Source organism: Streptomyces sp. NPDC048507 (assembly GCF_043199995.1).
GTDB lineage: Bacteria > Actinomycetota > Actinomycetes > Streptomycetales > Streptomycetaceae > Streptomyces.
The window spans coordinates 863696-888493 of the sequence record NZ_JBICWZ010000001.1; the positions used below are offsets into that span (position 1 = coordinate 863696).

Sequence of the window (24798 nt, forward strand, 5' to 3'; positions counted from 1 at the left end):
GCCGCCCTCGGCGACCCCGACGTGGGGGTCGGCGCCCACCCCGCCGGGGGGGCGTTCCCCGCGCTCGCGGCGGCCCACCCCCGGGGCCACGCCCGGGGGGGCGCGGGGGGGCGGCCCCCCGCGCACGCCTCCGTGGCCCGTACCGCCCGGGCCGGGGACGCCGTCGCCCCGGACCCGGTGGACGCGCTGGTCCGGGAGAACGTACGGGCCCAGCTCGCCAACCTGGCCACCCACCCCTCGGTGGCCCGCGGCCTCGCGGCGCGGACCCTGGCCCTGCACGGCTGGGTCTACGACATCCCCTCCGGGACCGTCGAACGGCTCGAGGGCGCAGGCCGCCCCGTCACCCTCGCGGCCTGACCGCATACCCCCGTACCGGCACACCCCGTGTACGCCTTCGAAAGGAACCCGTCCCATGACGCACGCCCAGTTCGCCCCCGCCGTCCGTGAGCGGATCGCCGACGCGGCCGTCGAGGCCAAGGTCCGCAAGAACCTGACCTGGCGCCAGATCGCCGACGTCACCGGCCTGTCCGTGGCCTTCGTCACCGCCGCCGTCCTCGGCCAGCACCCGCTGCCCGAGCCCGCCGCGAAGGCCGTCGCCGACCTCCTCGGCCTGGACGAGGACGCCGAGATGTGGCTGCGGACCATCCCCACCCGGGGCTCCATCCCCGGCTCGGTCCCGACCGACCCGACGATCTACCGCTTCCACGAGATGCTCCAGGTCTACGGCACCACCCTCAAGGCCCTGGTCCACGAGGAGTTCGGCGACGGCATCATCAGCGCCATCAACTTCCGCCTCGACGTCCGGAAGGTCGCCGACCCCGACGGCGGCGAGCGCGCCGTGATCACCCTCGACGGCAAGTACCTCCCGACCAGGCCCTTCTGATCAGACTCCAGCGGGCCCGGGCGCGGGCACGGGCGCGGGACGGGGCCGCAGGCAGGCCAGGGCCGCCGCCGTGAGCGCGGCCGTCCCCGCCGGGAGGGCCGTGCGCGGATCGGGGGCGAAGTCCGGGGCGTGGTGGGCGGGGAGCGCGGCCATCTTCTCCGCGGCGCCCTCCCCGGGCGCCGCCGCCCAGGCCGCCGGGCCGATCACGCCCAGCATCCAGTAGCCGAGCCGCACCCCCGGGGCGCCGTGCACGGACCGGCCCGCGTCGCCGAACAGCCCGAAGTCCTCCGTGGCCAGCGACGGCGGCCACATCGCCACCCGCTCCGCCCCGAAGTGCCCCGCGTGCGCCTCCCGCACGGCGGCCGTCGTCGCCGGGTCGGGATGGGTGACGGGGGACTCCCGCTCGCGGACCACCTCCGGTTCCCGGGGACAGCCGGCGGCGGCGCACTCGGCGCGCACGATCCGCTCGACGGCCGCCGCCGCCCGCGCGAGCGCCGCCGCGCCCGCCGCCCGTACGGTGATGCCCAGCTCGGCCCGGTCCGGGATCACGTTGGCCCGTTCGCCCGCCCGGAAGGAGCCCACCGTCACGGCCACGTGGTCGGACGGCGCCGTCTCCCGCGCGACCACCGTCTGGAGCCGGGTCACCACGTGGGCCGCCGTCACCACCGGGTCCACCGTCAGGTGCGGGGCGCCCGCGTGGCCGCCCCGCCCGTGCACCACCACCCGGAAGGTCACGCTCCCCGCCGTCATCGGCCCGTACCCGTGCGCCACCATCCCGGCCGGCAGCGGGGCGCCGTGCTGCGCGAGCACCGCGTCCGGACGCCCGGTCCGCTCGTACAGCCCGTCGGCCAGCATCGCCCGGGCGCCCTCCAGGGTTTCCTCCGCGGGCTGCCCCACCACCACCAGCGTGCCCCGCCAGGCCGCCGGGCCGGCGTCCGCCAGCAGGGACGCGGCCCCGGCGGCCGCGGCCAGGTGCAGGTCGTGCCCGCAGGCGTGCGCGGCCGGGCCCTCGCTCGCGTAGGGCAGCCCGGTGGTCTCCCGCAGCGGCAGCGCGTCCAGCTCGGCGCGCAGCAGCACCGTCGGGCCCTCGCCCCGGCGCAGCACCCCGGCCACGCCGTGCCCGCCGATCCCGCGCGTCGTCGCGTACCCGGCGGACTCCAGCCAGTCGGCGAACAGCGCGGCCGTGCGCCGTTCCGCGCCCGACAGCTCGGGGTGTTGATGCAGATCGAGGTAGAGGGTGGTGAGGGGCCGGGCGAGGGAGGGGTACGCGGCCAGCACGGCGGCGCTGGTGGCGGTGGCGGTGGGCGGGGTCATGACGACCATGCTCGGGCACCCGATCCGGTGGCGTCCGTCAAGGCGCTGACACCTCGTGTCAGCGGAATGTCAGAAGGGGGCCGGGTGGAATGACGGCGCGGGCGGCTTTGCTGGAGGGGCACCGCACGGAGACGACCGCTTCGTGGTCGCGCACCCACATACCGCACCAACCGAAGGAGTCCCCATGGAGAAGTCGCCGCTCGCCTCGCTCGCCGACGAGATCCTGGAGCTGGAGTCGGAGACCTTCGAGATCTCGGACTACTCGGACGCCAGCGAGGTCGTGCTCGCCGGTTCCACCAGCTGCAGCTCCACCTCCACCTGCTCCTCCACCACCAGCACCACCTCCTGCAGCGCCTGACCCGAGCTCGGCAGGGCGTGCGCACGGATGCCCCGGGACCCTCCTACGAGGGTCCCGGGGCATCCGTGCGCGGGCGGCGCCGGGCCTCAGGGGAACGGGTGCGGCACCAGCCTGACCTCCGCGTCCGTCAACGGCCGGGCCCGCAGCCCTCCGCGCACCGCCGCCGTCCGCAGCCGGGGCATGTGGGGCGCCCGCTGGCGCGACCAGCCGAAGTCGATCGGCAGCAGCCCGGGGACGATCGCGCGCACCGTGCACAGACCCGCCCGGCGCTGTTCCGGCGTCGTCTGGTCGACCGCGATCACGTCGTACCCGGCGGCCGTCAACTCCCGCACGCACCAGAGCAGATCGTCGCGCAGGTCCGCGGTGCGCGGCCGCTCCCGCTCCTCCCACGCCGCGTACAGCTCCGCCACGGACCGTACGGCGAGCGGCTCCCGGTACGGGCGCACGTGGGCGGACATCGCCGGCAGCCCGAACAGCTGGGCATGGTCCTTGAGGTGCTTGACCCGGGAGAAGTCCCCCGCCATCGCCTCCAGTTCGGACCGCCGGGCGGCCACCTGCCCCGGCAGGTGCGGTATGTAGGTCAGGACCTCCGAGAGGGCGGCCTCCACCGCGGCCGCCGGATCCAGCGCGGCGCCCGCGCCGAAGGAGTACAGCCCCGGCCCGCCGTCGCGCCGTACCGCGAGTCCGGTGACCACCGGCACCGCGAGGTCGATCCGGTTGTCGAAGGCGTGCACGTCGTACCCCTGGAGGGCCGCCCGGTCCACCATCGTGCGGACCGCCGGCCCCGGTACGGAGGCCAGGTCGATCTCCGTCAGCCGCTGGCCGCCGTACCAGGCGAGCAGGAAGGCGTCCCGCTCGATCAGCTCCAGCAGGGCTGCGAGCAGCGCCTCCTCCGGACAGCCGCCGATCGCGCAGCCGTTGGAGCACTCGAAGACGAAGTTGTCGGCGGCGAGGCCCGCGCTGTAGTAGGCCAGGCGCGCCGGGACCAGCACCGGCCGGTCGTCGCGCAGGGAGTGCCCGTACACCCAGGGGATGGGCCGCCCCGGGTCGAAGGGCGAGACCAGCGGATCGTCGCGGTAGGTCGACTCCGGGTAGAGCCCGCAGCGCGCCGGGTCCAGGGCCCGCTCCCCGAGCTCCGCGTACGAGGCGGTGAGCACCTCGGTCGTGCCCGTACGGCGGTGCGTGCCCGCGTAGCGCTCCAGGCCCTCCAGGAAGGCCAGGTCGCGGCTGGCGGAGAAGCTGTTGGCCTGCCCGCTCCAGGTGACGTCGGTCAGGCCCGCGTACCCCCGCATGAAGACGCTGCCCGCGACGGGCGCGGTGGTCGGGGAGGTCACGTTGATCCAGGTGCCGCCGCCGAGCACCCCCGTCACCGGATTGGCCAGCGCCTCCCGGGGCACCGGGTACGCGGACGCCCCGCGCAGCCGCTGTGCGCCCGGGCCGGGTTTCGGCCGGGAGACCGGGCGCAGCGGACGCGGTCCACCGGTTCCGCGCGGGCCGCAGTCGGGGCACAGCGGGTCGGCGGCCAGCGGGTACGTCCGCACTTGGAGGGACTCCAGGTCCAGCCGCGTCACCTGGGGCAGGGCCCGGTCGGCCGCCAGCGGCGACGGGGCGCGCACACCGCCGCCCCGCACGGCCGCGTACAGCGCGGCCACCGCGTCCCGCACGTACGGGGACAGCCGCGGCCAGTCGGCCCCGACGGCGGTGACGGGACCGGCGCCGGTCTCCAGCGCGTCGCGTTCGCTGCGGCTGCGCAGCCGCTGCCAGCGCATGGCCAGGCACTGCCCGCAGGCGGGGGCGGTGCCGTCGCCGCCCCAGGGCCCGAGGAGTACGGCCCGGGCGCCGAGGTGGACGGCCGCGCCCGGCCGCACCGCCGCGAAGGGGTCGCCGGCGCGCGGCCCGAGGGCGTCGTGCACCCCGAGCGTGACCACGTCGGGGCCGCCGTCCGGGCCGGCCGCCCCCGTCAGGTGGCGTTCCAGTGCGCGCCGCGCCGACTCCAGCGGAGCGCCGGACGGAGCGCCGGTCCGGAGCGTGCTCGTCGCGGTCATGACTGGTTGCTCCAGCGGAAGGTCCTCAGCCCGATCCCGCCGAACAGCAGGGCGAACCCGCACAGTGCCGCGCAGCCGGTCCCGATGGCGGCCAGGGAGCCCGAGCCGGTCAGCGCTCCGGTGGCCGCGTCGTTGAGGTAGCGCAGCGGCAGCACCCGGGACACCGACCGCAGCCAGTCCGGCATCATGTCCAGCGGCAGGAAGGAACCGGACAGGAACGCCATCGGCACCATCAGGCAGTTGGCGATGGCGGCGACCGCCTCCGGGGTGTTGGCGAAGGTGCCGACGATCACGCCGATCGCCATGAAGGCGGTGACGCCCGCCACCAGCGCGGGCAGCACCAGCGGCCAGCGGCCGTCCAGCACCAGCCCGAAGCCGGGCAGCATGGCGACGGCGACGAACACCGCCGCCTGCACCACGCCCACCACCAACGACAGGACGTAGCGGGAGGCCAGCACGGTGGTCAGCGGCGTCGGCGTGAGCCGGATCAGCCGCAGCAGGTCGTCGCGCCGCCACTGCATCAGGGTGAACGCGATCCCGAACACGGCGGCGTTGGCGACGCCCCAGGACATCACCCCGGGCGCGATGTACGAGATGTACGGCCGCCCGCTCTGCTCCACGTCCTGGCCGCTGAAGATCAGGCCGAACACGACGAGGAAGAGGAGGGGGAAGGCGAAGGTGAAGAAGAGGGTGGCCTTGTCCCGGACCTGGGCCCGGTATCCGGCGGCGGTCAGTGCCGTGTACGCGCTCATGCCCGGTGCTCCGTGGTCTGTGCGGGGGTGTGGCCGGCGGCGGGGCCGTGGCGGCCGGTGAGTTCGAGGTAGACGTCCTCCAGGGTGGCCGTACGGGTCATCACCCCGTCGAGTCCGGTGAGCGCGTCCACGGCCTGCAGGACCCGGCCGGGGGCCGAGGTCTCCAGGACGAGCGAACCGCCCTGCTCGCTCACCCGGTCCACCCCCTCCAGCGCCGCAGCCTGCGCCGCCTCCAGCCGTCCGGCGGGCACCAGCAGCCGGGCCGGGGCCCCGGCGGCGGCGACGAGGCGGTGCGGGGAGTCGAGGGCGGCGATCCGGCCCGCGACGAGGATGGCCACCCGGTCGCACAGGGCCTCGGCCTCGTCCAGGTGGTGGGTGGTGTAGACGATGGTGCGGCCCTCGCCCTTGAGGGTGCGCAGCACCTCCCACAGGTCCCGGCGGGCCTGCGGGTCCAGGGCGGCCGTCGGCTCGTCCAGGAAGATCAGCTCGGGGTCGTGGACCAGCGCCGAGGCGATGGCGAGGCGCTGGCGCTGGCCCCCGGAGAGGTTCTCGACCAGGACGTCGCGCTGCTCGCCCAGCGCGACCGTCTCCAGCGTGCGGTCCGCGGCGGCCGCGTCCTTGCGGTAGAGCCCCGCCACGGTGGCCAGGTGCTCGCGCGCCGTCTGGCGGACGAAGAAGGCGGAGGCCTGCGTCTGTACGCCGATCCGCGGCAGCAGGGCCGTGTTGCGGGGCCAGGGCCGGTGGCCGAGGACCTCGACCGTGCCGGAGTCGGCCCGGCGCAGTCCCTCGACGATCTCTATGAGGGTGGTCTTGCCCGCCCCGTTGGGGCCGAGCAGCCCGAAGAACTCCCCGCGGCGCACGTCGAGCGAGATGCCGTCCACGGCTTGGCGGTCGCCGTAGCGCTTGCGTACCTCCCGGACGGAGACGGCGACGGCGGTCCCGGGTGCGTCGGGTGCGTCGGGCGGTGGGGTGCGGTCAGTTGTCATGGGCGGTGCGGTTCCCTCGGTGTCGGTGTGTCGGTGTGTCGGTGTCCGGACGGGGTGGGGGGCAGGGGCCGTGGGGGCGGGGCGCGCGGGGTCAGGAGCGGACGGCGTACGTGACGACGGCCGCCGCGCCCCCGGCCAGCAGCAGGACCAGCACGGCCGAGCCGATCCCGTAGCCGAGGTAGAGCCGCCGGGCCCGCGGCGGGTAGGCGGCCGCGGCGGCCCGGTCGCGCAGCCGCAGCCGCAGGTACGCCGCACTGGCCGGGGCCAGCCGGGTCACGCGCAGCGCGTGCCCCAGCAGGGCGTAGCCGTCGAGCGGTGGCAGCGGGACCAGGTTGACCAGGGCCTGGGCGCTGCCGAGCAGCAGCAGCGCGCCCAGGACCCGGCCGGTGGGGTCGGCCGCGGGCAGGGCGGTCCACCAGCCGAAGAAGGGCAGCAGGAACAGGAGGTTGGCGAACGCCCCCGCCCCGGCGACGGCGAGCTGGCGGCGACGGCGCTCCAGGTAGCGGTAGTTGTCCACCGTGCAGTACATGATCGCCACGGGGAGCCGCCAGCGCAGCCCGATCTCCCCGACCCGGCCGCCGACGTGCCGGGCGGCGATGCCGTGGGCGAACTCGTGCAGCGCGGTGCTCAGCCACAGCAGCGTGGCCACCGCCAGCAGCGGCACCGGCCGGGACAGCAGCCACCACAGGTCCTCCAGGAGTTCACCGGCCGCGGAGGCCAGCACCCCTTCCATGCCCACGCACACGAGGATCAGCACACCCAGCACCACCGGCCGCAGGACCGGCCGCAGGAACCGGTGCAGCCGCGCCGTCGTGGCGTCGGCGTCGGCGACCAGCCGCAGTGTCCCGCGCAGCAGGCCCCCGGTGCGCTGCGGCCCCGGACCTGCGGCCGGTTCGGGGGCCGGGCCGCCCGCGAGCAGCCGCCGGGCCCCCAGCAGCCCCAGCAGCTGCTGCCAGTTCCGCTCGCCGAGCCGGCGCCCGAACGCCTCCCCGTACGCCTCGCCGATCTCCGCCAGGCTCCGGGAGCCGTCGAGCCGCGAGACCAGGAAGTACTCCTTCGGCCCGATCTCGAAGGAGGCGCCGGAGACCGGGTCCTTCACCAGGTGCACCACGGACGGGCCGTTCAGCAGCGGCGGGGACAGCAGGATCCCCGGCCGCAGCGCCGGCCGGTGGTCCGCCGCGCCCGAGGGGGCGGCGGCGCTCACGGCCCGACCGCCCGCGCCCCGGCCGCGTCCCGCGCGCCGTCCCCGGCCGCCGGGGGAGCGGAGCCCGCAGCCGTCATCTCCTCGCGCAGCACCCGGCCCAGCAGGTGCGCCAGGTAGGCCTCGTCCCGGATGGTCACGTGCAGCCGGTTGTTGGTCATGTGCATGTACGGGGAGAGCAGCAGCGGCAGTGCCACCGCCGGATCCGTCACCCGCTCGTCGCGGCTGCCGTCCCAGGACCGGAAGACCAGCTCCCCGCCGACGGCCAGGACTTCGGCGCGCCGGCGCAGCTCGCGGCAGTGCTCGGCCCAGCCCGTGAGGAAGGCGGGCAGCCGACCCGTCCCGCCGGAGCCGAGCGCCGCCAGCACCCCCTCGAAGCGGCGCGCGAGCCCGGGGGCGGTGTGCCCGTAGGCGCGGTCGTACTCGGCGGAACCGATGAAGCCCGTACCGGGGAAGGCCTGGTGCCAGAAGGCGTAGTAGCGCTCCAGATAGCCGCCCAGCTCCTCCCGGCCGGGCAGGAACACCCCCGCCATCACCATCATCAGCTGCGCCGAGGTGCCCAGCAGCACCGTCCGCAGGTGCAGGTTCATCGAACCCAGGGCGTCCATGACCAGGTCGCTGGAGTGCGCGAAGTGCCATTCGGCGAGCTCCACCCCGGCCGGGCCGCCGTACTTCCCGAACTCCGGCTCGTAGGGCTCGTAGGAGTACGAGTTGTTGGGGCGCAGGTTCATGCGCCCGTCCGCGCCCATGAAGGCGGCCCGGTCGCCCTCGGGGAACTCGATGTCGAAGAGGGTGTTGTAGAACTCGTTGAGGAACCCGGAGTCCACCTCGTACAGCGCCGGCCGGGCCCGCAGGAACGCCGACACCGCCTCCTCGGTGCGCCGCCGCACCTCGGCCCCGGCCTCCGGGGACACCGGCCGCAGCCGCAGCCGCACGTGCGGCCCCTCCAGCCAGTAGTTGATGAAGAAGTGCCCCGCCAGCAGACCGTCCTCGGTGAGCGAGGCGATCAGCGGGCGCACGCACTGCACCAGCAGGGGCTGCGGGCTGGCGGCGTAGAAGATGTGCATGGCCTGCCAGGCGCCACGCGTCGGGGTCAGCTCTGACATCTGGAACCGCCTTCCGGCTGCGGAGGGTTCGAAGCGGCCGCCGGATCTGCGGCGGTCGTGGTGAAGGTCTCCACGGCCAGCTCGGCGACGTGCGCCCCGCGGGCCGAGAAGGTGTGCAGCGAGTCCGGGTCCGGCAGCATCTCCCGGAAGACCACCCGGTGTTCCGGCTCCCGCAGCAGCGGCTCGAAGGCGGCCAGCGAGAGCAGGCTCGCGAAGTCCACGTACTGGGGCTTGGCACCCAGCGCGGAGGGGCCCGCCGACACGGTCGCGAAGACCCGCTCCGGCAGCCCGTGGGCGCGCCGCCAGCGCTGCCACTCCAGGAAGTGCGCGGCCTCCCGCGCCCCGCGCACAGGCAGCGCGCCCGCCGTGGTGGTCCAGCTGCGCCGGCTCAGCACCACGTCCCCGTGCACCACGCGGGGCCGTGCGCCCACCCCGCCGTGGGCCACGGGCTCCGGAACCCCCGCCCAGACGTCCAGCGGGGACATCGAGGACGGCGACAGCAGCAGCAGGGTGCGGGGTACGGCGGGCAGCGCGAGCGGTACGAGGTAGCCGAGGTACACCGGGATCACCCGCAGGCCCAGCCGCCGCGAACGCAGCTCCACCCGGTCCGTCGCGGGGTCGTGCCGCGCGTACAGGTCGTCCAGGCGCAGCAGCCGGTCCTCGGGCAGGGTGCCGCTCTCGCCCGGGCAGACGATCTCGTAGTCGGTGAGCCGGCCGTGCAGGTTCAGGTTGGTGGTGACGGCGCCGCCGGTGACCTCGGCGAAGACCGCGCCGGGCGGAGTGACGTCGGCGGCGGTCGCGCGCAGCTGCCCGTCGAGGGAAGGGCGGCCGTCCTGCTCCTCGTACACGTGGGTGAAACGGCTGAACGGGAACGACAGCCCGCCGTAGGAGCGGTTCAGCACGGTCAGCTGCCCGCCCGTGGCCGGGTCGCGGGCCAGCTGGACGTGGTGGCAGCGCGGCGCGAACCCGGCCACCACCGGCTCCAGTTCCGCCGCCACCGCTGCCATGTCCGCCTCGTCCAGGCGCAGTTCGCCCTCCGTTCCGCCCCCGTCCCCGTACGCCGCCCAGTGCTCCCGCATCCGGCCGGTGAAGGCCCGCCGGGCCGCGTCCAGGGCCCGGATCCCGGGCAGGCCGAGCCAGTTCTCCTCCGGCACGTACGCACCGCGCGCGTCGAAGGGGGTGCGCCGCGCGGTGAAGGACAGGTACTGGTCGAAGAAGTCCTCGTGGAAGTCGTGGACCAGGCCGAGCAGGTCCTCGCAGCGTCCGCCCCGGCCGTAGCGGGCCGTGAAGAACCCCTCGAAGGTGATGCGCTGGGCGAGGGTCAGGTCGAAGGCGGGCAGGATCCGCTCGACCGAGCGCAGGGCGCCGCCGCCGGAGCCCTCCCGCGCCCACCCGGGCGACGGCGCGGCCAGCTCGCGGCCCGCGCTCACGTCCTCGTAGACCAGCGTCAGCGGCAGCGGCGCGTCCGCGGGCGCGCCGAGTTCCGCCTGGACCCGGCGCAGCCCGGTGCGCAGCGCGAGCAGCAGAGCGGCCCGCTCGCTGCGGCCGGCGTGCGGGTAGCGCTCCAGCAGCCGGGCCGGCTCCTCCAGCAGCTCCGCGAGCGCGTCGGCCCAGGGCCGCTCCAGCGCGGTCAGGGAACGCCGGAAGGCCCGTACGGGATCCCCGCCGTGCACCCGCGTGTCCAGGCACGGCACCCTCACCATCCCCAGTTCGAGCAGCGCCGCGATGTAGGCCTCGCACTCCCGCGGCTCCGCGCCGTGCTCCGCCGCCAGCCACGCGGCCAGCTCCCGGTGGCGCAGCTCCGGTTCCCCGCAGCGCTCCTCGCGCTCCGCGAACAGGGCGAGCATGCGGTCCAGGGTGCCGCTGCGGCGCAGGAAGAACAGCCGGTCCCGGACGGCGTCGAAGGTGACGGCGGCCGAGTCGTCGCCGGCCGTGACCGACCGGCGCACGTAGCGGATCCGGTCCTCCTCGCGCCCCCAGCCGGGGGCGGGGCGCAGCGGCAGGTCCCGCCGCCGCACCGGATCGGCCTGCACCAGCTCGGCGATCCGGGCCAGGACCACCACGTTCAGCCGGACGTGGCTGCTCCAGCGGTCCTCGACCCGGATGCCCTCCGCTCCCGCCGGGTCGGTGAAGCGGCCCGTCGCGACGCCGGTGAAGGTGCTGAAGGGACTGGTCTTGCACGCGGTGCGGTAGAGGTACGAGAGCACCGAGCGTTCGGCCTTGCGGGCGCGGCCCCCCGGCACCCGGCCGTCCGCGGTGGCCTCCGCGTACGCGTCGAGCTGCCCCTCCAGCACCGGCGAGGCCAGCAGCAGCCCGTGCCGCAGCCGTTCGTCGTCCAGCAGCCCGCGCAGCGCGGCCCGGGCCCGGCCCAGATCGGCGGCGAGCAGCGGGTCGCCCTCGGACAGCAGCTTCGCCAGCTCGCACACCCGCAGCAGCCAGCCGCCGAGGCGCTCCGCGGCGGCCCCGGCATCCGCTTCCCCGAACTCGCCGAGCTCCGCCAGGGTGCGCAGGGCCGCCCCGGGATCCGTCGGCGGCCGCCCGTTGTGGACCTGGCGCCGCAACCGCAGCAGCGCCCGGCGCCGGGCCGCGTCCGGCCCGCCCGGCTCCGGATCGGTCGCGCCGACCGCCCGGTGCAGCACCTCGCTCAGCCACTGCGCGTCCGCCCGCAGCGCGTCCTCGGCCGCGAGCACGTCGGCGGCCCAGCGCCGGGTGTCCGGGCAGCGCAGCGCGTCGGCCGCGGTCAGCGGCAGCCCGGCGACGCGCAGCATGAAGCGGCCGCCCGCTCGCCATTCGGTGGTGGTGTTCATCCTGATCGTCCGCTTCTCTCGTGGGCTCTGGCGCCCGGTCAGGCGATCTCGTGACGGAAGTCGGCGGGCCGCGGCCGCTCGTGACCGAGCAGCATGATCAGCAGCGGCGCCTCGTCGGTGCCGGCCAGCCCCAGCCGCTCGGCGTACGAGACGTTGTCGAAGCCGAGGGCCACGCCCGCGCCCAGCCCGTGGGCCGCCGCCGTGGTGTAGAAGGTCTGCGCCACCGCCCCGACGGCCGCGCCCACCAGGCGGTAGCCGCGGTCGCCCACCGCGTCCAGGACCGCGGTGGTGCGCACGGTCGGCACCAGTACGGCGGCCGCCTGCTCCAGGTTGTAGTTCGACAGGAAGTAGCTGCCCTGCAGGAAGGGCCCCGGCGCCCCGGGCACCACCAGGCGCAGCGAGTGGGCCGCCGGATCGTAGGCGTAACCGCCCGGATCGATGCCCTCGACGTGGTTGACGAAGGCGTACAGGGCGGTCAGCGGCGGCCCCCCGGGCCGCTCGGCCTCGCTCCCGAACCGGGTGGCCGCGCAGTCCGCCAGCGCCGCCGCGAGCTGCGCCGCCGTCACCGGCCGGGTGGCGTCGAACCGCCCGAAGCTGCTGCGCCGCGCCCGCAGCGCCGCCGCGGGCTCCAGCGGGGCGGCGGCCGGGGCGGGCAGCGCGGTCGCCCGCCCGCCCCGCGGCGGGTGCGCGGCGGCCGCGTCCAGGGCCTGCGGCGCGGGCCGGTCGGCGGTGCGGCCGAGGGTGGCCCCGTGGACGCGCAGCAGCGTCTCGAAGGAGTGGACCGTACGGGAGCGCTCGCGGTCCCGGTGGCGGACGGCCGCACCGGTGGGCGGCACCTCGGCCACCGGCCCGGCGTCGTCGCCCTCCCACTCCAGCGGGAGCACCGCGAAGATCCCCTCCTCCTCGGGGACCACGCCGAGCAGCCGGGCGAGGCGCTCCTCGTCGAACCACAGCGCGGGGGCGATCCGCAGGCCGTACGCCCGCGCCCACAGCCGCCAGGTCTGGACGAGCGCGCCCACGTCCATGCAGACGGCGTGGAAGGAGAAGCTGTTGTACTTGAAGGCGTTCTGCCAGTACTTGACGCCGAGCACCAGGTACTGGGTGGCGTCGTCCGGCCCCGCCCCGAGGGCCGCGCGGACATCGCCCGTGACGTCCCCGGTCAGCAGCCGGCGCAGCCCGTGCTGGTGCGGGGCGTAGTGGTAGAGGCCCGGGGTGAGCGGTCCGCCCGCCCCGGCGGCCCAGTACACGCCGACGGGGTAGAGCCCGCCGCCCGAGGCCGTGCCCCGCGACCAGTTGGCCTGCGCGTAGTGGGGCAGCGCCGCCAGGTCGGTGTTGGCCTGCACGGCCAGGCGCCGCCCGGTCAGCCCGTACGAGTCCTGGAGCATGCCGGAGAGCAGCGGCAGGGTGAACCCCGGCGCGGGCCGCGGCCCGTCCGCCGGATCCGGCAGCGGCAGGGTCTGTGCCTGCGGGTAGAACTTGGCCTTGCGGGGGCGGTCGGCCCAGTCGGGCACGAAGTCCGCGGGCTCCATGGGAACCCGGCCCCGGTACATGATGGCGCTGGCGTAGTCATGGGCGTAGCCCACGGGTCCTCCTCGGTCGGTCGGGGTGCCGGACGCGCCGGCGGCCGGTCAGGGGAAGGGGTGCGGAGCCGGGTTGAGGTCGGCGTCCGCCAGGTCCCGCTCGCGCAGCCCCGCCGCGCGCAGGGCCGTCCGCAGCCGGGGCATGCCGAGCGCCCGCTGCCGCGACCAGCCGAAGTCGATGGGCAGCAGCCCCGGTACCAGCACGCTCACGGTGTGCAGTCCCAGCGCCCGCTGCTCGGGCAGCGTCTGGTCGACGACGACCACGTCGAACCCCCCGGCCGCGACGGCGTCGACGCAGCGCCCCAGGTCCTCGCGCACGTCGTCCGCCACCCCCGCGGGGAAGCGCAGAGCCGACACCGGCCGCAGCGGCTCCCGGGCGGGGGAGCGCAGCAGGAAGTCGGCGTGCCGGCCCATCCCGGGCACCCCGTACACCAGCGGATGGTCGTGCAGCGCGGTGACCAGGCCGAAGTCGGCGGCCATCGCGGCCAGCCGGTCCGCGTCCCGCTCGGTGCGGCCGGGCAGGTTCACCGCGTCCGTGGCGATCTCGCACAGCGCCGAATCCAGCGCCGACTCCGGGTCCAGTCCCGCCCCCGCCCCGAAGCACATCCGGCCCGTCCCGCCGTCGAAGCGTTCGGCGACGGCGGTCACCACCGGGACCGGGAAACTGATCCGGGTGTCGAAGAACCGCGCCCGGTACCCGTAGAGGGCCAGCCGGTCGACCATCGCCCGGGTGGAAGCGCGGGTGCTGGTGGCCGGATCGATCTCCGGCAGCGGCTGGCGTCCGTACCAGGCCAGCAGGAAGGCGTCCCGCTCGACGACCTCCATCAGCCCGAAGTAGCAGGCCTCGGCCAGGCTCCCGCCGGAGGCACAGCCGTTGGAGCTCTCCTGGACGAACCGGTTCTCCAGACCGGGCGCGTGGTAGTACGTCAGGATCTCCGGCACCAGGCGCGGGAGGCGGTCGCGCAGCGACCAGCCCCACACCCAGGGGATCTCCCGGTCCGGGTCGAAGGGCCGCACCCGCGGGTTGTCCCGGTGGAAGGCGGCGTCGTAGAGGCCTGCCTCGCGCGGGTCCACGGCCCCGGCGAACTGCCGCAGCGAGCCGCGGACGCTGGTGGTCCGGGACCGCGCACGCATCCCCGCGTACCGCTCCAGCCCCTCCAGCACCCCGACGCGGGCACTGCGCGCGAAGGTGGCGGTGTGGCCGCCCCAGAACGTCTCGCGCAGGTACGCGCCCGAACGCATCGAGAAACAGCCGATGGTGGCGGAGGTGGACGTGGAGGAGACGTCCTGCACCAGGGACGGGCCCAGCGCCCCGCACAGCGGGTTCGCGAAGGCCGCCACCTCCAGGGCGTACGCCTCCACCGGACGGGTGCGGAAGGCACCCGGCCGGTACGCGGGCGCGGGCGCCAGGTCCGGCGGCCCGGGCGCGTCCACCGTCGGCGCGGCGCACACCGGGCACTCCGGGTCGGGCACCAGCGGGTAGCGCCGGACCGCGCCGGTGCGCAGGTCCAGCGCGCGGACCGAGGGGAACGGCGCCGCGCCCGGGCCCGGCGCGGCGGCGGCCCCGACCCCGGCGGCGGAGGCGACCAGCGCGGCCAGCGCGTCGGCGGCGAAGGCGTGCGCGTAGGGCCAGCCGCCCGCCGCGCACGTCCCGCCGCCCAGCTCCAGCGCGTCCCGCAGCGCGACGGACCGCACGGCCTGCCAGCGCCGCTCCAGGCAGCGCCCGCACCCCGGCGCCGAGGACGGCAAGGGTCCGACGACGGCCTGGTACCCGTACAGGTGCACGGGCACCCCGGGCACCCCGGGCACCCCGGGCACCTCGGGCACCTCGGGCACACCGGGCGGCAGCGTGCCGGGCTCGCGGGGGCCGCCGGGCACCTGCTCGGCCGGGAGCGGCCGGGTGAAGGCGTCGTCCAGACCCAGCGGGGCCAGCGCCACCGCCGGGCCGTCCAGGGCCGCCAGGGCACGCTCCAGCAGGTCCGTGAACCGTGCGGCGGCCTGCGCGCCGAGGGCCCCCGCCAGCGCCGGGGCGGTCCTCACCCGGCGGACGGGGGCGGGGGAGTCACGCGTCATCGCCGGGCTCCCGCACCACCGTCAGCAGTACCCGGACGGTGTGCAGGCCGGCGCCCGCCAGCTCCGGCGACCCGGTCGTCACCACGTACGCGTCCAGCCCGGCCGCCCCGAGCCGCTCCAGCACCCGCTCCCAGGACGTGCCCCCGCCCGCATCCGCCGCACCGGCGGCCACCGCGCCGCACACCAGGGTCCGCGGGTCCAGGTCGGCCAGCAGCGGATCGCCCGTGTCGGCCGGAGACCGGCCCGCCGGATCGGCGGCGTACTGCACCGCGCCCAGCAGCTCCCGCAGCGCCGCGAGCGCCGCCGTACGCCGGTCCAGCCCCTCGCCCAGCGCCCAGTGCTCCCCGGCGCGGGCCAGCAGCACCTCCACCCCGCTGCGCCCGCCCTCACCGAGGTCCAGCAGCTCCGGCCGCAGCCCGAGCCGCTCGGCCGACCGTACGAGGAAGGCCGCTTCGGCGTCCGCGCCGGCCGGGTCCGGCAGCGGCACCGGGGCCGCCGGCGCGCCCCGCACGGCCCGCAGCAGGGCGGCGTGCCCGAGCGCCGAGAGCAGTCCGGCGGCGGCCGCGTCGGCGGGGGAGGGGCCGGCCCCCGCGCCCGCCCGGGTGCGCTCGAAGAGCCGATCGGTGTTGTGCGGACCGAACGGCCGCACCGCCCCCGCCGGGACCAGGACCGCTTCCTTCGTCAGCAGGGACACGCCCCGCCGGCAGGCGTACACCGCGCCCGGCAGCCCGGAGGCCGTCGCCAGGTCCGCCGGGGCCACGACCTGATCCGTCCCCGCCGCACCGGGCTCCACCAGCCCCCGGGCCGGCACCACGTGCTCCGCGTACACCAGCGCCGCCGCGTCCAGCGCCCGCATCCGGGCCCCGGCCACGTGGTGGACGTCGAAGGCGGCCACGGTGCGCGGCCCCGCGTGCCCGATGCCCAGCTCGACCGCGCCGAGCTTCAGCGGGATCTGCGTCAGCTCCTCGTCCGCGTACCGGGTGAACACCCCCGCGTACGGGCGCACCAGCGCGGAGCGCCGGTTCAGCTCCGCCACCAGTGCGTCGGCCTCCCGGGCGGTCTCCAGGGTGGGCAGCGCGGGCGCCCCCGAACGGCCGGCGGCCGCCAGGTCCACCGGGGCCGCCGCGGGCTCGTCCGGCGCGCAGAAGGGGCAGCGCGGGTGCGGGAACAGCGGCTCGGCCGTGACGTCCAGCGAGGCCGTGTCCTGGACGAGCAGCCGCCCGGCGGTCTCGGCGGGCAGCGTCCCAGAGGTCGCGCGGAACACCTCGTAGCCCAGCAGGTTGCCGATCATCGCGGCCAGCGGCCGTCCCGGCACGGGCCCCGCCGCGAGGGGAGCCTCCGGCAGCGCCAGCGCGCTCCACAGCGCGGCCGCCCCCGCACCGCCGCGCGCCGCGCCCAGCCGCAGCGCGGCGCAGGACCAGCAGCCGGCGGTGCCGGACGTCATCAGCGGGCCGACGACCATGTCGTCCCCGTACGACCAGGCGGGCAGCAGGGAGCGGCCCTCGGGTATCCCGGCGCGCAGCAGGGGAAGCAGCCGGGCCGGGGCCGCGGCCCCGCCGGTGACCACCACGAAGTCGGCGTCCGCCAGTTCCGCCCAGCCGGGCGCGGCCGTGGACAGCGTACGGACCACGGCCGGACAGCCGTCCGCGGCGGCCTCCGCCGCCTCGGCCGCCACCTCGGCCGCGTCGGCCCCCGGCAGCAGGGCCACGTCCGCGCATCCGTTGCGCACCAGGCTGAGCGCGCACCAGCGGGCCACGGCGTCCTCGCCGAGGACGGCCACCCGGGTGCCGCGGAAGCGCAGGAAGCGGGCCTCCGCCCGGTCGGCGTAGTGGTCGGCGTAGGCGATCTGCGGCGCGTAGCGCCGGGCCACGTCGGGCTCGGGGACGGCCGGGGCCGGATCCGCCCCGGCGCCGGGGGCCGCCACGGGGCGGGCGAAGTCCCGTTCGTACAGGGTTCTGACGAGTTCGCCGACCATCGCGCGCTGGGGGTCGCCCAAGCCCTGACAGAGCTCGGTGACGGAGTGCTCGCCGGTCAGGTGCGGGACGATCAGCGTCGCGAAGCGGTACGCGGAGCGGGCGGTCAGGCGGAATCCGCCGTCGGCGTTGTGGAAGAGCACGCCGTCCGGGGTCTCGGTGAAGAGCACGTCCCGGCGGATCCGGGGCCGGGTGGCGGCGACGTCGTCGAAGCTGGCTTGGGACATGGAACACTTCTGATTGCGGTCTGGTGGGGTCGGAGACGTGAGGTGGGAAATGCCGGGACGGGACATGCCGGGGTGGGGAGGGCGCGTGGGGGAGCGCCCCGTACGGGAAGCGCGGGGGAGCGGGGCCGGACGGTCAGCGCGGCTGCGGCTGCGGCTGCGGGGCCGGGGTGGTGGGCGGCCGGGCCGTGGACCCGGGGCCGGCGGCGGATCCGCCGGCGCGGGCCAGCCACCGCGAGTAGACCCGGAGGAAGGCGTGGATCCGGTAGGGCTGGCCGGGCGGGCCGTCCTCCAGCATCCCCGCCTCGACGAGCTGTTCGAGGACGGTCTCGCTCCCCGCCCCGGACAGGTCCTGGGCCGGATCGAGCGCGCCCAGCCGAAGAAACGTTTCTTGCATCGGGGGTGCCAACGCGCCCACGGCCTGCCCGAACACCTCGGGCACCGAGAGCCGCGGGTCCTCGGCCAGGGCCAGCCGGGCCGGCGGGTCCTCCGCCAGCCAGGCCGCGCAGTCCGCGACGGACAGCCCCGGCCGGGTCAGCAGCCGCCCGGCGGCGATCCGCAGCGCCAGCGGGAAGTGCCCGCACACCGCCGCCAGTTCCCGTGCGGCGGCCGCCTCGGCCCCGATCCGCTCCGCCCCGACGAGCCCGGACAGCAACCGGTGGGCCTCGCCGGGTGCGAGCACGTCGAGCCGGTGCACGGCCCCGCCGTGGGTGGCGACGACGGCCGCGAGCCCGCGCCGGCTGGTCACCAGCACCGCGGCGTCGCCCGCCCGGGACAGCAGCGGCAGCACCTGGCCGGCGCCCGCCGCGTTGTCGAGCACCAGCAGCCGCCGCCCCCCGCCGCCCGGCCCGGGCAGCAGCTTGCGGGCCTCCTCCACGTCGAGGCCGCTGCCGTCCGGCCGGGCCAGGTCGAGGACGGACACCCCGCCGGGGAAGGAGCGGCGGACCTCGTGCGCGCTCTGCAGCGCGAGCGCCGACTTGCCGATGCCGGGGGCTCCGGAGACGACGACGATCCGGGGCCCGCCCGCATCGGTGAGCCGCCGCGCCATCGCCCGCAGGTCCGCCTCGCGCCCGGCGAAGCCGCGCACCGGCGCCGGCCCGTCGGGGGTCTCGGGCCGTACCGGCACCGCGGCGATCAACTCGGCCCGTGCGCGCGGGAGTTCGGGTACCGGGTGTGGATGCGGGCCGGCAGGAGCGGGCGGACCCAGCTCCTCGGCCCGCAGGATCGCGAGCTCCAGCCGCCGCAGACCCGGTCCGGGATCCACGCCGAGCTCCTCGCGGAGCCGGTCGCGCACCGTGCGGTACTCGGCCAGCGCCTCGGCCTGCCGTCCGGTGCGGTAGAGGGCCTCGACGAGCTGCTCGGTGAACCGCTCGCGGACCGGATGCCGACGGGCGCCCTCGTAGAGGTCGACGAGCACCTGGTGGCAGTTCCCGGCGGCCAGTTCGAGGTCGCAGACCCGCTCCAGGACCCGCAGCCGCTCCTGCTCCAGCGCGGGCACGGCGTCCCGCTGGAGCATGCGCGAGGCCACGTTGGCCAGGGGCTGTCCGTGCCACAGCGAGAGCGCCTCGCGCAGCCGGTACAGTTCCTCGCCGGTGCCGGTGCCGGTGCCGGTGCCGGCACCCGTACCCGTACCCGTACCGGCGGCGGCGCGTGCCCGCGCCGTCAGTAACCGGAACAGGACGAGGTCGAGGGTCTCGGTGTCGTTGTGCATCCGGTACCCGCCGGGTACGGCCTCGATGGTCGTCGCGGATATGCCGTATTTCGCGAATAACCTGCGCAGGCGCAGCACGCACGTCTGGAGCGCGGCCCGCGCCGTGGCGGGGGGCTCCTCGTCCCAAACGGCGCGGAGCAGATAGCCGGTGGAAACCACGGCGCCGGGATGGAGCAGAAGCGCCGCGAGCAGACTGGTGGGTTTGGACGGCTTGAGAACCACCGTCTCGGGGCCGTGCGCAATACTCAGGGGCCCCAATAGCTGGAACCGCATGCTGGTCCCCCGTGTCGGGTCACGTGTTTCGCAGACGAAGGTGCCGGGGGCGGTGGCCTGCGGAGCTTCCGTGCCGGACATGGTCCGGAAATAGTCCGGACCATTGCCAGAGGCAGCTCGCCGCTCCCCGTTGGGCGGTGAATATCTGGAACCCTACATAACGGATCTTGCGAAAGTCGAGGTGTCGACCGGATCATTTCCGGCGTTCCGGCCGTTCTTCTCCTCTGCGTCACGCGCAAGCCTCGTGGAGTTACTGGCGCCGCGTCAATACTGTTCACAAGTAAACGAGTTTTGATGGCCGGGGCGCCGGAGTCCTAATTGAAGAGGCATTCCGGGCCGCCGGGGGAGCGGAAGGGAATGATCTCTTCCGTGGCTGGATCCAGATGCTCGGAAGGGTGGATTCCGTTCATTGAACCGGAATCCACCCCTCGTCGGAAGCGGTACCTGCGGACCTGCGGAGGTGCCGGCCGCGGGCCGGCCGGGCCGCTATTCGAAGCGGGCCGTGTCGCCCGCTCCACGGCGTACGATTTCGGCCTCGCCGCCGGAGAAGTCGATGACGGTGGTCGGCCGGGTCCCGCAGTCCCCGGAGTCCAGCACGGCGTCCACGACGTGGTCCAGCCGCTCCTTGATCTCCCAGCCCTGCGTCAGCGGCTCCTCCTCGTCGGGCAGCAGCAGCGTGCTGGACACCAGCGGCTCGCCGAGCTCGGCGAGCAGGCTCTGGGTGACCAGGTGGTCCGGGATCCGCACGCCGACCGTCTTCTTCTTCGGGTGCATCAGCTGCTTCGGCACCTCGGAGGTGGCCTTCAGGATGAACGTGTAGGGGCCGGGCGTCGCCGCCTTGATCGCCCGGAACACGTCGTTGTCGACGTGCACGAACTGCCCCAGCTGTGCGAAGTTCTGGCACACCAGGGTGAAGTGGTGCCGGTCGTCGAGGTCGCGGATGGTACGGATCCGCGCCAGCCCGTCGCGGTTGCCGAGCTGGCAGCCCAATGCGAAACAGGAGTCGGTCGGGTACGCGACGAGCGCACCCGCGCGGATGCTGTCGGCCACGCTGCTGATGGTGCGCCGCTGAGGGTTCTCGGGGTGCACGTCGAAGTACTTCGCCATCCGCCGAGCCTACGGGACCGGATCCGGCCCCTCCGCCACCCGTGGGCCCGGCCGGGGGAGGCCCGGCGACGCCCCGCGCCCCCGCCCGGCGGACGCCGGGCGCGGCGGGGCGCGGGGGGCGGTCTGCTCCGTACGGGTTCTCTTGGGGCGCCCGTTCGGCCCCAGGGCCGAGTTTACGATCATCGTTTCGGCTTCAGGTCGTTTTGATGCTGCCATCCGGCGGTGGGCGATCTGGGAGGGCTGCGTGGCGACGTCACGGACCAAAGCATGGAGCGCGGTGGCCGCGGTGACGGGCGCCGTACTGACCGTCGCCGCCGCGCCGGGCCAACCCGTCGCCCTCCAGGACCTCTTGGGCGCGGCCGTCGGGGGACCGGGCCGGGAGGCCGCGGTCACCCTGCTGGTGGGCCGGGCCGTGGAGACCGGCCGGGCCGCCGGCGACGGCTGGTGCGAGGCCGGGGCCTTCCGCTCCGGCAAGTGCGGGGACTGGCGGGAGCAACGGGTGCTGGCCACCGCCCGCGGAGCCGGCTCCCTGCTGCGGGACCCCGCCGGCGCCCGCACCGAGACCCTGCCCACCGACGCCGGCGGCCCGCTGGAGATCGCGCTCCCCACGGCCCGGGCCGGCAGCCTCACCGACGTCACCGTCCAGGACGGACACGGCCGCCACCTGGCCGGGGCACTCGCCCCCGGCGGCGGCCGCTGGCGCAACACCGAGCCCCTGCGGGCGGGGGAGGACTACACCGTCCGGGTCGGCGCCCAGGCCGGTGACGGCACCCCGGTCGGCGTCACCCTCGCCTTCCGGACGGCGCCCCCGGCCGACGGGGGCAGGCTCACCGCCGAGTTCGGGCCCCGCCCCGGCACGTACGGGGCGGGGGAGATCGTGACGGCCGCCCTCAGCCACCCGGTCCCGGGTGCGGACGCCGACGCCCGCGCACGCGTCGAGCAGGCCCTGCGGGTCACCTCGGAGCCGCACGTCGAAGGCGCCTGGCACTGGGTCGACGACTCCACCCTGCACTTCCGGCCGCGCACCTACTGGCCCGCCCACACCGTGGTCCGCGTCCGCAGCGGACTCGACGGCGTCGAGCTGGGCGACCACGGGTACGGAGGCCCCTCCGAGCCCCTGGAGTTCACCGTCGCCGACCGGATCGAGGCCGTCACCGACTCGGCCGCCCACGAGATGACGGTCCGCCGCAACGGCCGGGTCGTGCGGACCATCCCGGTCACCACCGGCAAGGCCGGGTTCCTCACCCGCAGCGGCATCAAGGTCGTGCTGGGCAAGGAGCCCAAGGTCCGGATGCGCGGGGACACGGTCGGCATCCAGAAGGGCACCAAGGAGTTCTACGACCTTCCCGTCCAGTACGCGACCCGCGTGACGTGGAGCGGCGAGTACATCCACGCCGCGCCCTGGTCGGTGGAGGCGCAGGGCGAGGAGAACGTGAGCCACGGCTGCACGGGCATGAGCACCGAGGACGCCGCCTGGTTCTTCGACACCGTCCGCGAGGGGGACATCGTCGAGGTGGTCAACAGCGGCGGTGAGCCGATGCCGCCCTTCGCGAACGGCTTCGGCGACTGGAACATGGACTGGCCCGCCTGGACCGCGGGCAGCGCCCTGTCCCCGCCCGCCGCCCCGGCCGCCGCCGCCCCGGCCCGCCTCACCCCGACGACGTGACCCACCCCCACGACCCACACGTACCACCCGCCTCCTACGCCCCCTGCGACCCCTGCGGCCCGCGCGACCGCTGCGACCCGCCGGAGCCGCCCCCCGCCGGGCCCCCGGACGCCGTCCCCGTGCCCGTACCCGGGTACCGGCCGCGCCGCGCGCTGCTCGCGGGCGCGGCCGGGAACTTCGTCGAGTGGTACGAGTTCGGCGTCTACGGCTCCTTCGCCACCGTCATCGCCGACCGCTTCTTCACCCCGGGCCACCCGTCGGCCGACCACCCGGCGGGGTCGGCCGGCCCGCTCCTCGCCACCTACGCCTCCTTCGCCGTGGCCTTCTTCTTCCGCCCCGCCGGGGCCCTGTTCTTCGGCCGGCTCGCCGACCGGGCCGGCCGGCGCCGCGCGCTGGTCCTCGTGATCGGCCTGATGACCCTCGCCACCACCCTGATCGGACTCCTGCCGGCCCGGGACAGCGCGGGCGCCGCCGCGCCGTGGCTGCTCGTCCTGCTGCGATCCCTGCAAGGCCTTTGTGCCGGAGGGGAGTTCGGGGGCGCCGTGGCCCTGATGACCGAGCACGCGCCACCGGGCAGGCGCGGCCGGTACGGGGCCTGGCAGTCCCTCACCGTCGCCCTCGGCCTCCTCGCCGGGGCGGCCGTCGCCGCCCTGCTGGCCTCGCTGCTCTCCCCGGCGGCCCTGTACGCCTGGGGCTGGCGGGTCCCGTTCCTCCTCGCCCTCCCGATGGGCCTGGCCGTCCTCGGCCTGCGCGCCGCCCTGCCCGAAGCCCCGCCGCCCGCGCCCGCCGGGCCTCGCGCCGCATCCGCCGGGCCGGGTGCCGCGCCCGGCGCCGGGAAGGGGGCGGGGCGGGCCGTCGTACTGGGGGTCGGGCGGGTCATGGGGTGGTCGGCGGCGGGGTACACCTTCCTCGTGGTGCTGCCCTCGTACCTGCAAACCGCTCTCGGTGCCTCCTTCCGGGAGGCCCTGACCGCCACCGCCCTCGCCAACCTCGGCTTCGCCGCCTCGATCCTGCCCGCCGGGATGCTCAGCGACCGCGTCGGCCGGCGCCCCGTCATGCTCGGCGGGGCCCTCGTCGTCGCCGGGTGCGCGCTGCCGCTGCTGCACCTCCTGCGGGACCCCGCCGCCCCCGCCCCCGCCAGGGCCGCCGCCCTGCTCGCGGCGGGCGCCGCCGTCGGACTGCTCGCCGGGCCCGGTCCGGCCATGCTCGCGGAGATGTTCCCCGCGTCCGTGCGCTGCACGGGCCTCGCCGTCTCCTACGCCCTCGCCAACGCCGTCTTCGCCGGCTGCGCCGGCCTCGTCATCACCGCCCTGACCGCCGCGACCGGCGACCCCGACGTCCCCGCCTACTACGCCGGGGGCCTGTGCGCCCTCAGCATCCCCGCCCTGGCCACGCTGCGGCGCGACGACCACCTGCGGCCGCTGCGGTGAGGGTCATCGGCCTGATGTCGGGCACCTCGTACGACGCCGTCGACGCCGCCGCCGCGGACCTCACCCCCGACCCGGACGGCACCACCCTGCGCCTGGTCCCGCTGGGCATGGTCAGCGCCCCCTACGAGGACGCCCTGCGCGCCGACCTCGCCGCCGCCCTGCCGCCCGCCCCCACCACCCTGGGGGACGTGTGCCGCCTCGACACCCGCATCGGCCGGGCCTTCGCCGCCCTCGCGGTCCGCGCCGACAGCGAACTGTGCTCCGGCGAAGCCGAGTTGATCGCCTCGCACGGGCAGACCGTCTTCCACTGGGTGGACGCCGGGCAGGTGCGCGGAACCCTCCAGCTCGGCAGCCCCGCCTGGATCGCCGAGGCCACCGGCCGCCCCGTCGTCAGCGACTTCCGCCCCCGGGACATCGCCGCCGGGGGCCAGGGCGCCCCGCTCGTCGGCCTGATCGACCTCATGCTGCTGCGGGGCCGCCCCGGCACCCCCGCCGCCCTCAACATCGGCGGCATCGCCAACCTCACCGCCGTCCCGCCGGACGGCCCGCCCGTGGCCTTCGACACCGGCCCGGGCAACGCCCTGCTCGACGCCGCCGTACGCGAACTCACCGGGGGCCGGCTCGACTACGACGAGGACGGCGCCCTCGCCGCCGCCGGACGCATCCACGAACCGCTCCTGCTGCGCCTGCTCGCGGAGCCGTACTACCGCCGGCCCGCCCCCAAGAGCACCGGCAAGGAACTCTTCCACTCCGGCCACCTGCGCACCGCCCTGGCGCCCTTCCCCGGCCTGCCGCCGCAGGACGTGCTGGCCACCCTCACCCGGCTCACGGCCCGCACCGTCGCCGACGCACTGCGCCCCCTGCGCGCCACCGAGGTGATCGCCTCCGGCGGCGGCACCCGCAACCCCGTGCTGATGGCGGCGCTCCGCGAGGAACTGCCGGGCCACGTCGCCCTGTCGGACTCCGGCGAGCTCGGTCTGTCCGCCGCCGCGAAGGAGGCGTACGCCTTCGCCGTGCTCGGGTTCCTCAGCCTGCACGGCCTGCCCGGCAACGTCCCCGACTGCACCGGCGCCCACGGCCCCCGCGTCCTGGGTTCCCTGACCCCGGGCCGCCGCCCCCTGCGGCTCCCGCCCGTCCCGGACCGCCCGCCCCACACCCTCGTCGTCGCAGCCGCCCCCGTCGCGGGCTGACCGGGCGTCCCTTCGCCCGTCGCCGGGGCACCACGACGGCACGAGTGCGCCACCAGCGGGTTCGAAAAGACTTCCGGGGTCCACATCCGCGTACCCACGCGTCCAGCCCTCCGGCACGT

Annotated in this window: 18 protein-coding genes; 6 read left to right on the forward strand and 12 right to left on the reverse strand. The window is 76.1% G+C overall.

All coding sequences use genetic code 11. The annotated features are described in order from the left end of the window. Nucleotides 1–132: 132 nt before the first annotated feature. Nucleotides 133–357 carry a carbonic anhydrase gene (locus ACGFXC_RS03970; RefSeq protein ID WP_393709174.1) on the forward strand — a complete coding sequence of 75 codons (225 nt, stop codon included), beginning with the start codon at nt 133–135 and terminating at the stop codon, nt 355–357. Between the two features lie 55 nt (nt 358–412). Then, on the forward strand, nt 413–883 hold the full coding sequence (gene cynS / locus ACGFXC_RS03975; protein ID WP_393709176.1) for a cyanase: 471 nt from the start codon (nt 413–415) through the stop codon (nt 881–883). On the opposite strand, the gene ACGFXC_RS03980 is transcribed toward cynS, so the two are convergent. Further along, on the reverse strand, nt 884–2197 hold the full coding sequence (locus ACGFXC_RS03980) for an amidohydrolase (protein WP_393709178.1): 1314 nt from the start codon (nt 2195–2197) through the stop codon (nt 884–886). It abuts the gene before it with no gap. A 184-nt stretch (nt 2198–2381) separates the two neighbouring features. On the opposite strand from ACGFXC_RS03980, the gene ACGFXC_RS03985 reads away from it, so the two are divergent. Next, nucleotides 2382–2555 (forward strand): thiazolylpeptide-type bacteriocin, encoded by a 174-nt coding sequence (locus tag ACGFXC_RS03985; protein WP_007268044.1) that lies wholly within the window; start codon nt 2382–2384, stop codon nt 2553–2555. Nucleotides 2556–2641: 86 nt separating this feature from the next. On the opposite strand, the gene ACGFXC_RS03990 is transcribed toward ACGFXC_RS03985, so the two are convergent. From ACGFXC_RS03990 to ACGFXC_RS04040, 11 genes are all read right to left on the reverse strand, one after another. Continuing rightward, nucleotides 2642–4600 (reverse strand): TOMM precursor leader peptide-binding protein, encoded by a 1959-nt coding sequence (locus tag ACGFXC_RS03990; RefSeq protein WP_393709179.1) that lies wholly within the window; start codon nt 4598–4600, stop codon nt 2642–2644. Next, nucleotides 4597–5352, reverse strand: coding sequence for an ABC transporter permease (locus ACGFXC_RS03995; protein ID WP_393709181.1), 756 nt, complete (start codon nt 5350–5352; stop codon nt 4597–4599). The genes ACGFXC_RS03990 and ACGFXC_RS03995 overlap by 4 nt, the downstream gene beginning before the upstream one ends. After that, complete coding sequence (locus ACGFXC_RS04000) at nt 5349–6338, reverse strand: ABC transporter ATP-binding protein (RefSeq protein ID WP_393709182.1); 990 nt, start codon at nt 6336–6338, stop codon at nt 5349–5351. The genes ACGFXC_RS03995 and ACGFXC_RS04000 overlap by 4 nt, the downstream gene beginning before the upstream one ends. A 91-nt stretch (nt 6339–6429) precedes the next feature. Further along, complete coding sequence (locus tag ACGFXC_RS04005) at nt 6430–7542, reverse strand: peptidase M50 (protein WP_393709184.1); 1113 nt, start codon at nt 7540–7542, stop codon at nt 6430–6432. Next, a complete protein-coding gene (locus tag ACGFXC_RS04010; protein WP_393709186.1) occupies nt 7539–8645 on the reverse strand; it encodes a lantibiotic dehydratase C-terminal domain-containing protein in 1107 nt (368 codons plus the stop codon). Before ACGFXC_RS04010 ends, ACGFXC_RS04005 begins: the two co-directional genes overlap by 4 nt. Further along, entirely contained in the window at nt 8633–11452 is a 2820-nt protein-coding gene (locus tag ACGFXC_RS04015; protein ID WP_393709187.1) for a lantibiotic dehydratase, read from the reverse strand. The genes ACGFXC_RS04010 and ACGFXC_RS04015 overlap by 13 nt, the downstream gene beginning before the upstream one ends. A 38-nt stretch (nt 11453–11490) precedes the next feature. After that, nucleotides 11491–13035 (reverse strand): SagB family peptide dehydrogenase, encoded by a 1545-nt coding sequence (locus ACGFXC_RS04020; RefSeq protein ID WP_393709189.1) that lies wholly within the window; start codon nt 13033–13035, stop codon nt 11491–11493. 45 nt (nt 13036–13080) lie between these two features. Beyond that, the gene (locus ACGFXC_RS04025; protein WP_393709191.1) at nt 13081–15105 is read right to left on the reverse strand and encodes a TOMM precursor leader peptide-binding protein; all 2025 of its coding nucleotides are present in this window, start codon (nt 15103–15105) and stop codon (nt 13081–13083) included. Then, on the reverse strand, nt 15095–17305 hold the full coding sequence (locus tag ACGFXC_RS04030; protein ID WP_393709193.1) for a TOMM precursor leader peptide-binding protein: 2211 nt from the start codon (nt 17303–17305) through the stop codon (nt 15095–15097). The genes ACGFXC_RS04025 and ACGFXC_RS04030 overlap by 11 nt, the downstream gene beginning before the upstream one ends. 133 nt (nt 17306–17438) lie before the next feature. After that, the gene (locus ACGFXC_RS04035) at nt 17439–19367 is read right to left on the reverse strand and encodes a BTAD domain-containing putative transcriptional regulator (RefSeq protein WP_393709195.1); all 1929 of its coding nucleotides are present in this window, start codon (nt 19365–19367) and stop codon (nt 17439–17441) included. A gap of 405 nt (nt 19368–19772) precedes the next feature. Continuing rightward, nucleotides 19773–20393, reverse strand: a complete 621-nt coding sequence (locus ACGFXC_RS04040; RefSeq protein ID WP_393709196.1) for an L-threonylcarbamoyladenylate synthase — start codon at nt 20391–20393, stop codon at nt 19773–19775. A gap of 244 nt (nt 20394–20637) precedes the next feature. Here ACGFXC_RS04040 and ACGFXC_RS04045 point away from each other — a divergent pair, with 244 nt between their 5' ends. The 3 genes from ACGFXC_RS04045 (at nt 20638) to ACGFXC_RS04055 (ending at nt 24679) form a co-directional block, all read left to right on the forward strand. Further along, on the forward strand, nt 20638–22059 hold the full coding sequence (locus ACGFXC_RS04045; protein WP_393709198.1) for an Ig-like domain-containing protein: 1422 nt from the start codon (nt 20638–20640) through the stop codon (nt 22057–22059). Nucleotides 22060–22178: 119 nt separating this feature from the next. Further along, nucleotides 22179–23489 carry an MFS transporter gene (locus ACGFXC_RS04050; RefSeq protein WP_393709200.1) on the forward strand — a complete coding sequence of 437 codons (1311 nt, stop codon included), beginning with the start codon at nt 22179–22181 and terminating at the stop codon, nt 23487–23489. Next, a complete protein-coding gene (locus ACGFXC_RS04055) occupies nt 23486–24679 on the forward strand; it encodes an anhydro-N-acetylmuramic acid kinase (RefSeq protein WP_393709202.1) in 1194 nt (397 codons plus the stop codon). The genes ACGFXC_RS04050 and ACGFXC_RS04055 overlap by 4 nt, the downstream gene beginning before the upstream one ends. Nucleotides 24680–24798: the final 119 nt, after the last annotated feature.

Excerpts from the sequence above, each read along its gene's own strand:
- cynS (WP_393709176.1), top strand. The coding sequence starts at position 413 with ATGACGCACGCCCAGTTCGCCCCCGCCGTCCGTGAGCGGATCGCCGAC.
- ACGFXC_RS03980 (WP_393709178.1), bottom strand. The coding sequence starts at position 2,197 with ATGACCCCGCCCACCGCCACCGCCACCAGCGCCGCCGTGCTGGCCGCG.
- ACGFXC_RS03985 (WP_007268044.1), top strand. The coding sequence starts at position 2,382 with ATGGAGAAGTCGCCGCTCGCCTCGCTCGCCGACGAGATCCTGGAGCTG.
- ACGFXC_RS03990 (WP_393709179.1), bottom strand. The coding sequence starts at position 4,600 with ATGACCGCGACGAGCACGCTCCGGACCGGCGCTCCGTCCGGCGCTCCG.
- ACGFXC_RS03995 (WP_393709181.1), bottom strand. The coding sequence starts at position 5,352 with ATGAGCGCGTACACGGCACTGACCGCCGCCGGATACCGGGCCCAGGTC.
- ACGFXC_RS04000 (WP_393709182.1), bottom strand. The coding sequence starts at position 6,338 with ATGACAACTGACCGCACCCCACCGCCCGACGCACCCGACGCACCCGGG.
- ACGFXC_RS04010 (WP_393709186.1), bottom strand. The coding sequence starts at position 8,645 with ATGTCAGAGCTGACCCCGACGCGTGGCGCCTGGCAGGCCATGCACATC.
- ACGFXC_RS04015 (WP_393709187.1), bottom strand. The coding sequence starts at position 11,452 with ATGAACACCACCACCGAATGGCGAGCGGGCGGCCGCTTCATGCTGCGC.
- ACGFXC_RS04025 (WP_393709191.1), bottom strand. The coding sequence starts at position 15,105 with ATGACGCGTGACTCCCCCGCCCCCGTCCGCCGGGTGAGGACCGCCCCG.
- ACGFXC_RS04030 (WP_393709193.1), bottom strand. The coding sequence starts at position 17,305 with ATGTCCCAAGCCAGCTTCGACGACGTCGCCGCCACCCGGCCCCGGATC.
- ACGFXC_RS04035 (WP_393709195.1), bottom strand. The coding sequence starts at position 19,367 with ATGTCCGGCACGGAAGCTCCGCAGGCCACCGCCCCCGGCACCTTCGTC.
- ACGFXC_RS04040 (WP_393709196.1), bottom strand. The coding sequence starts at position 20,393 with ATGGCGAAGTACTTCGACGTGCACCCCGAGAACCCTCAGCGGCGCACC.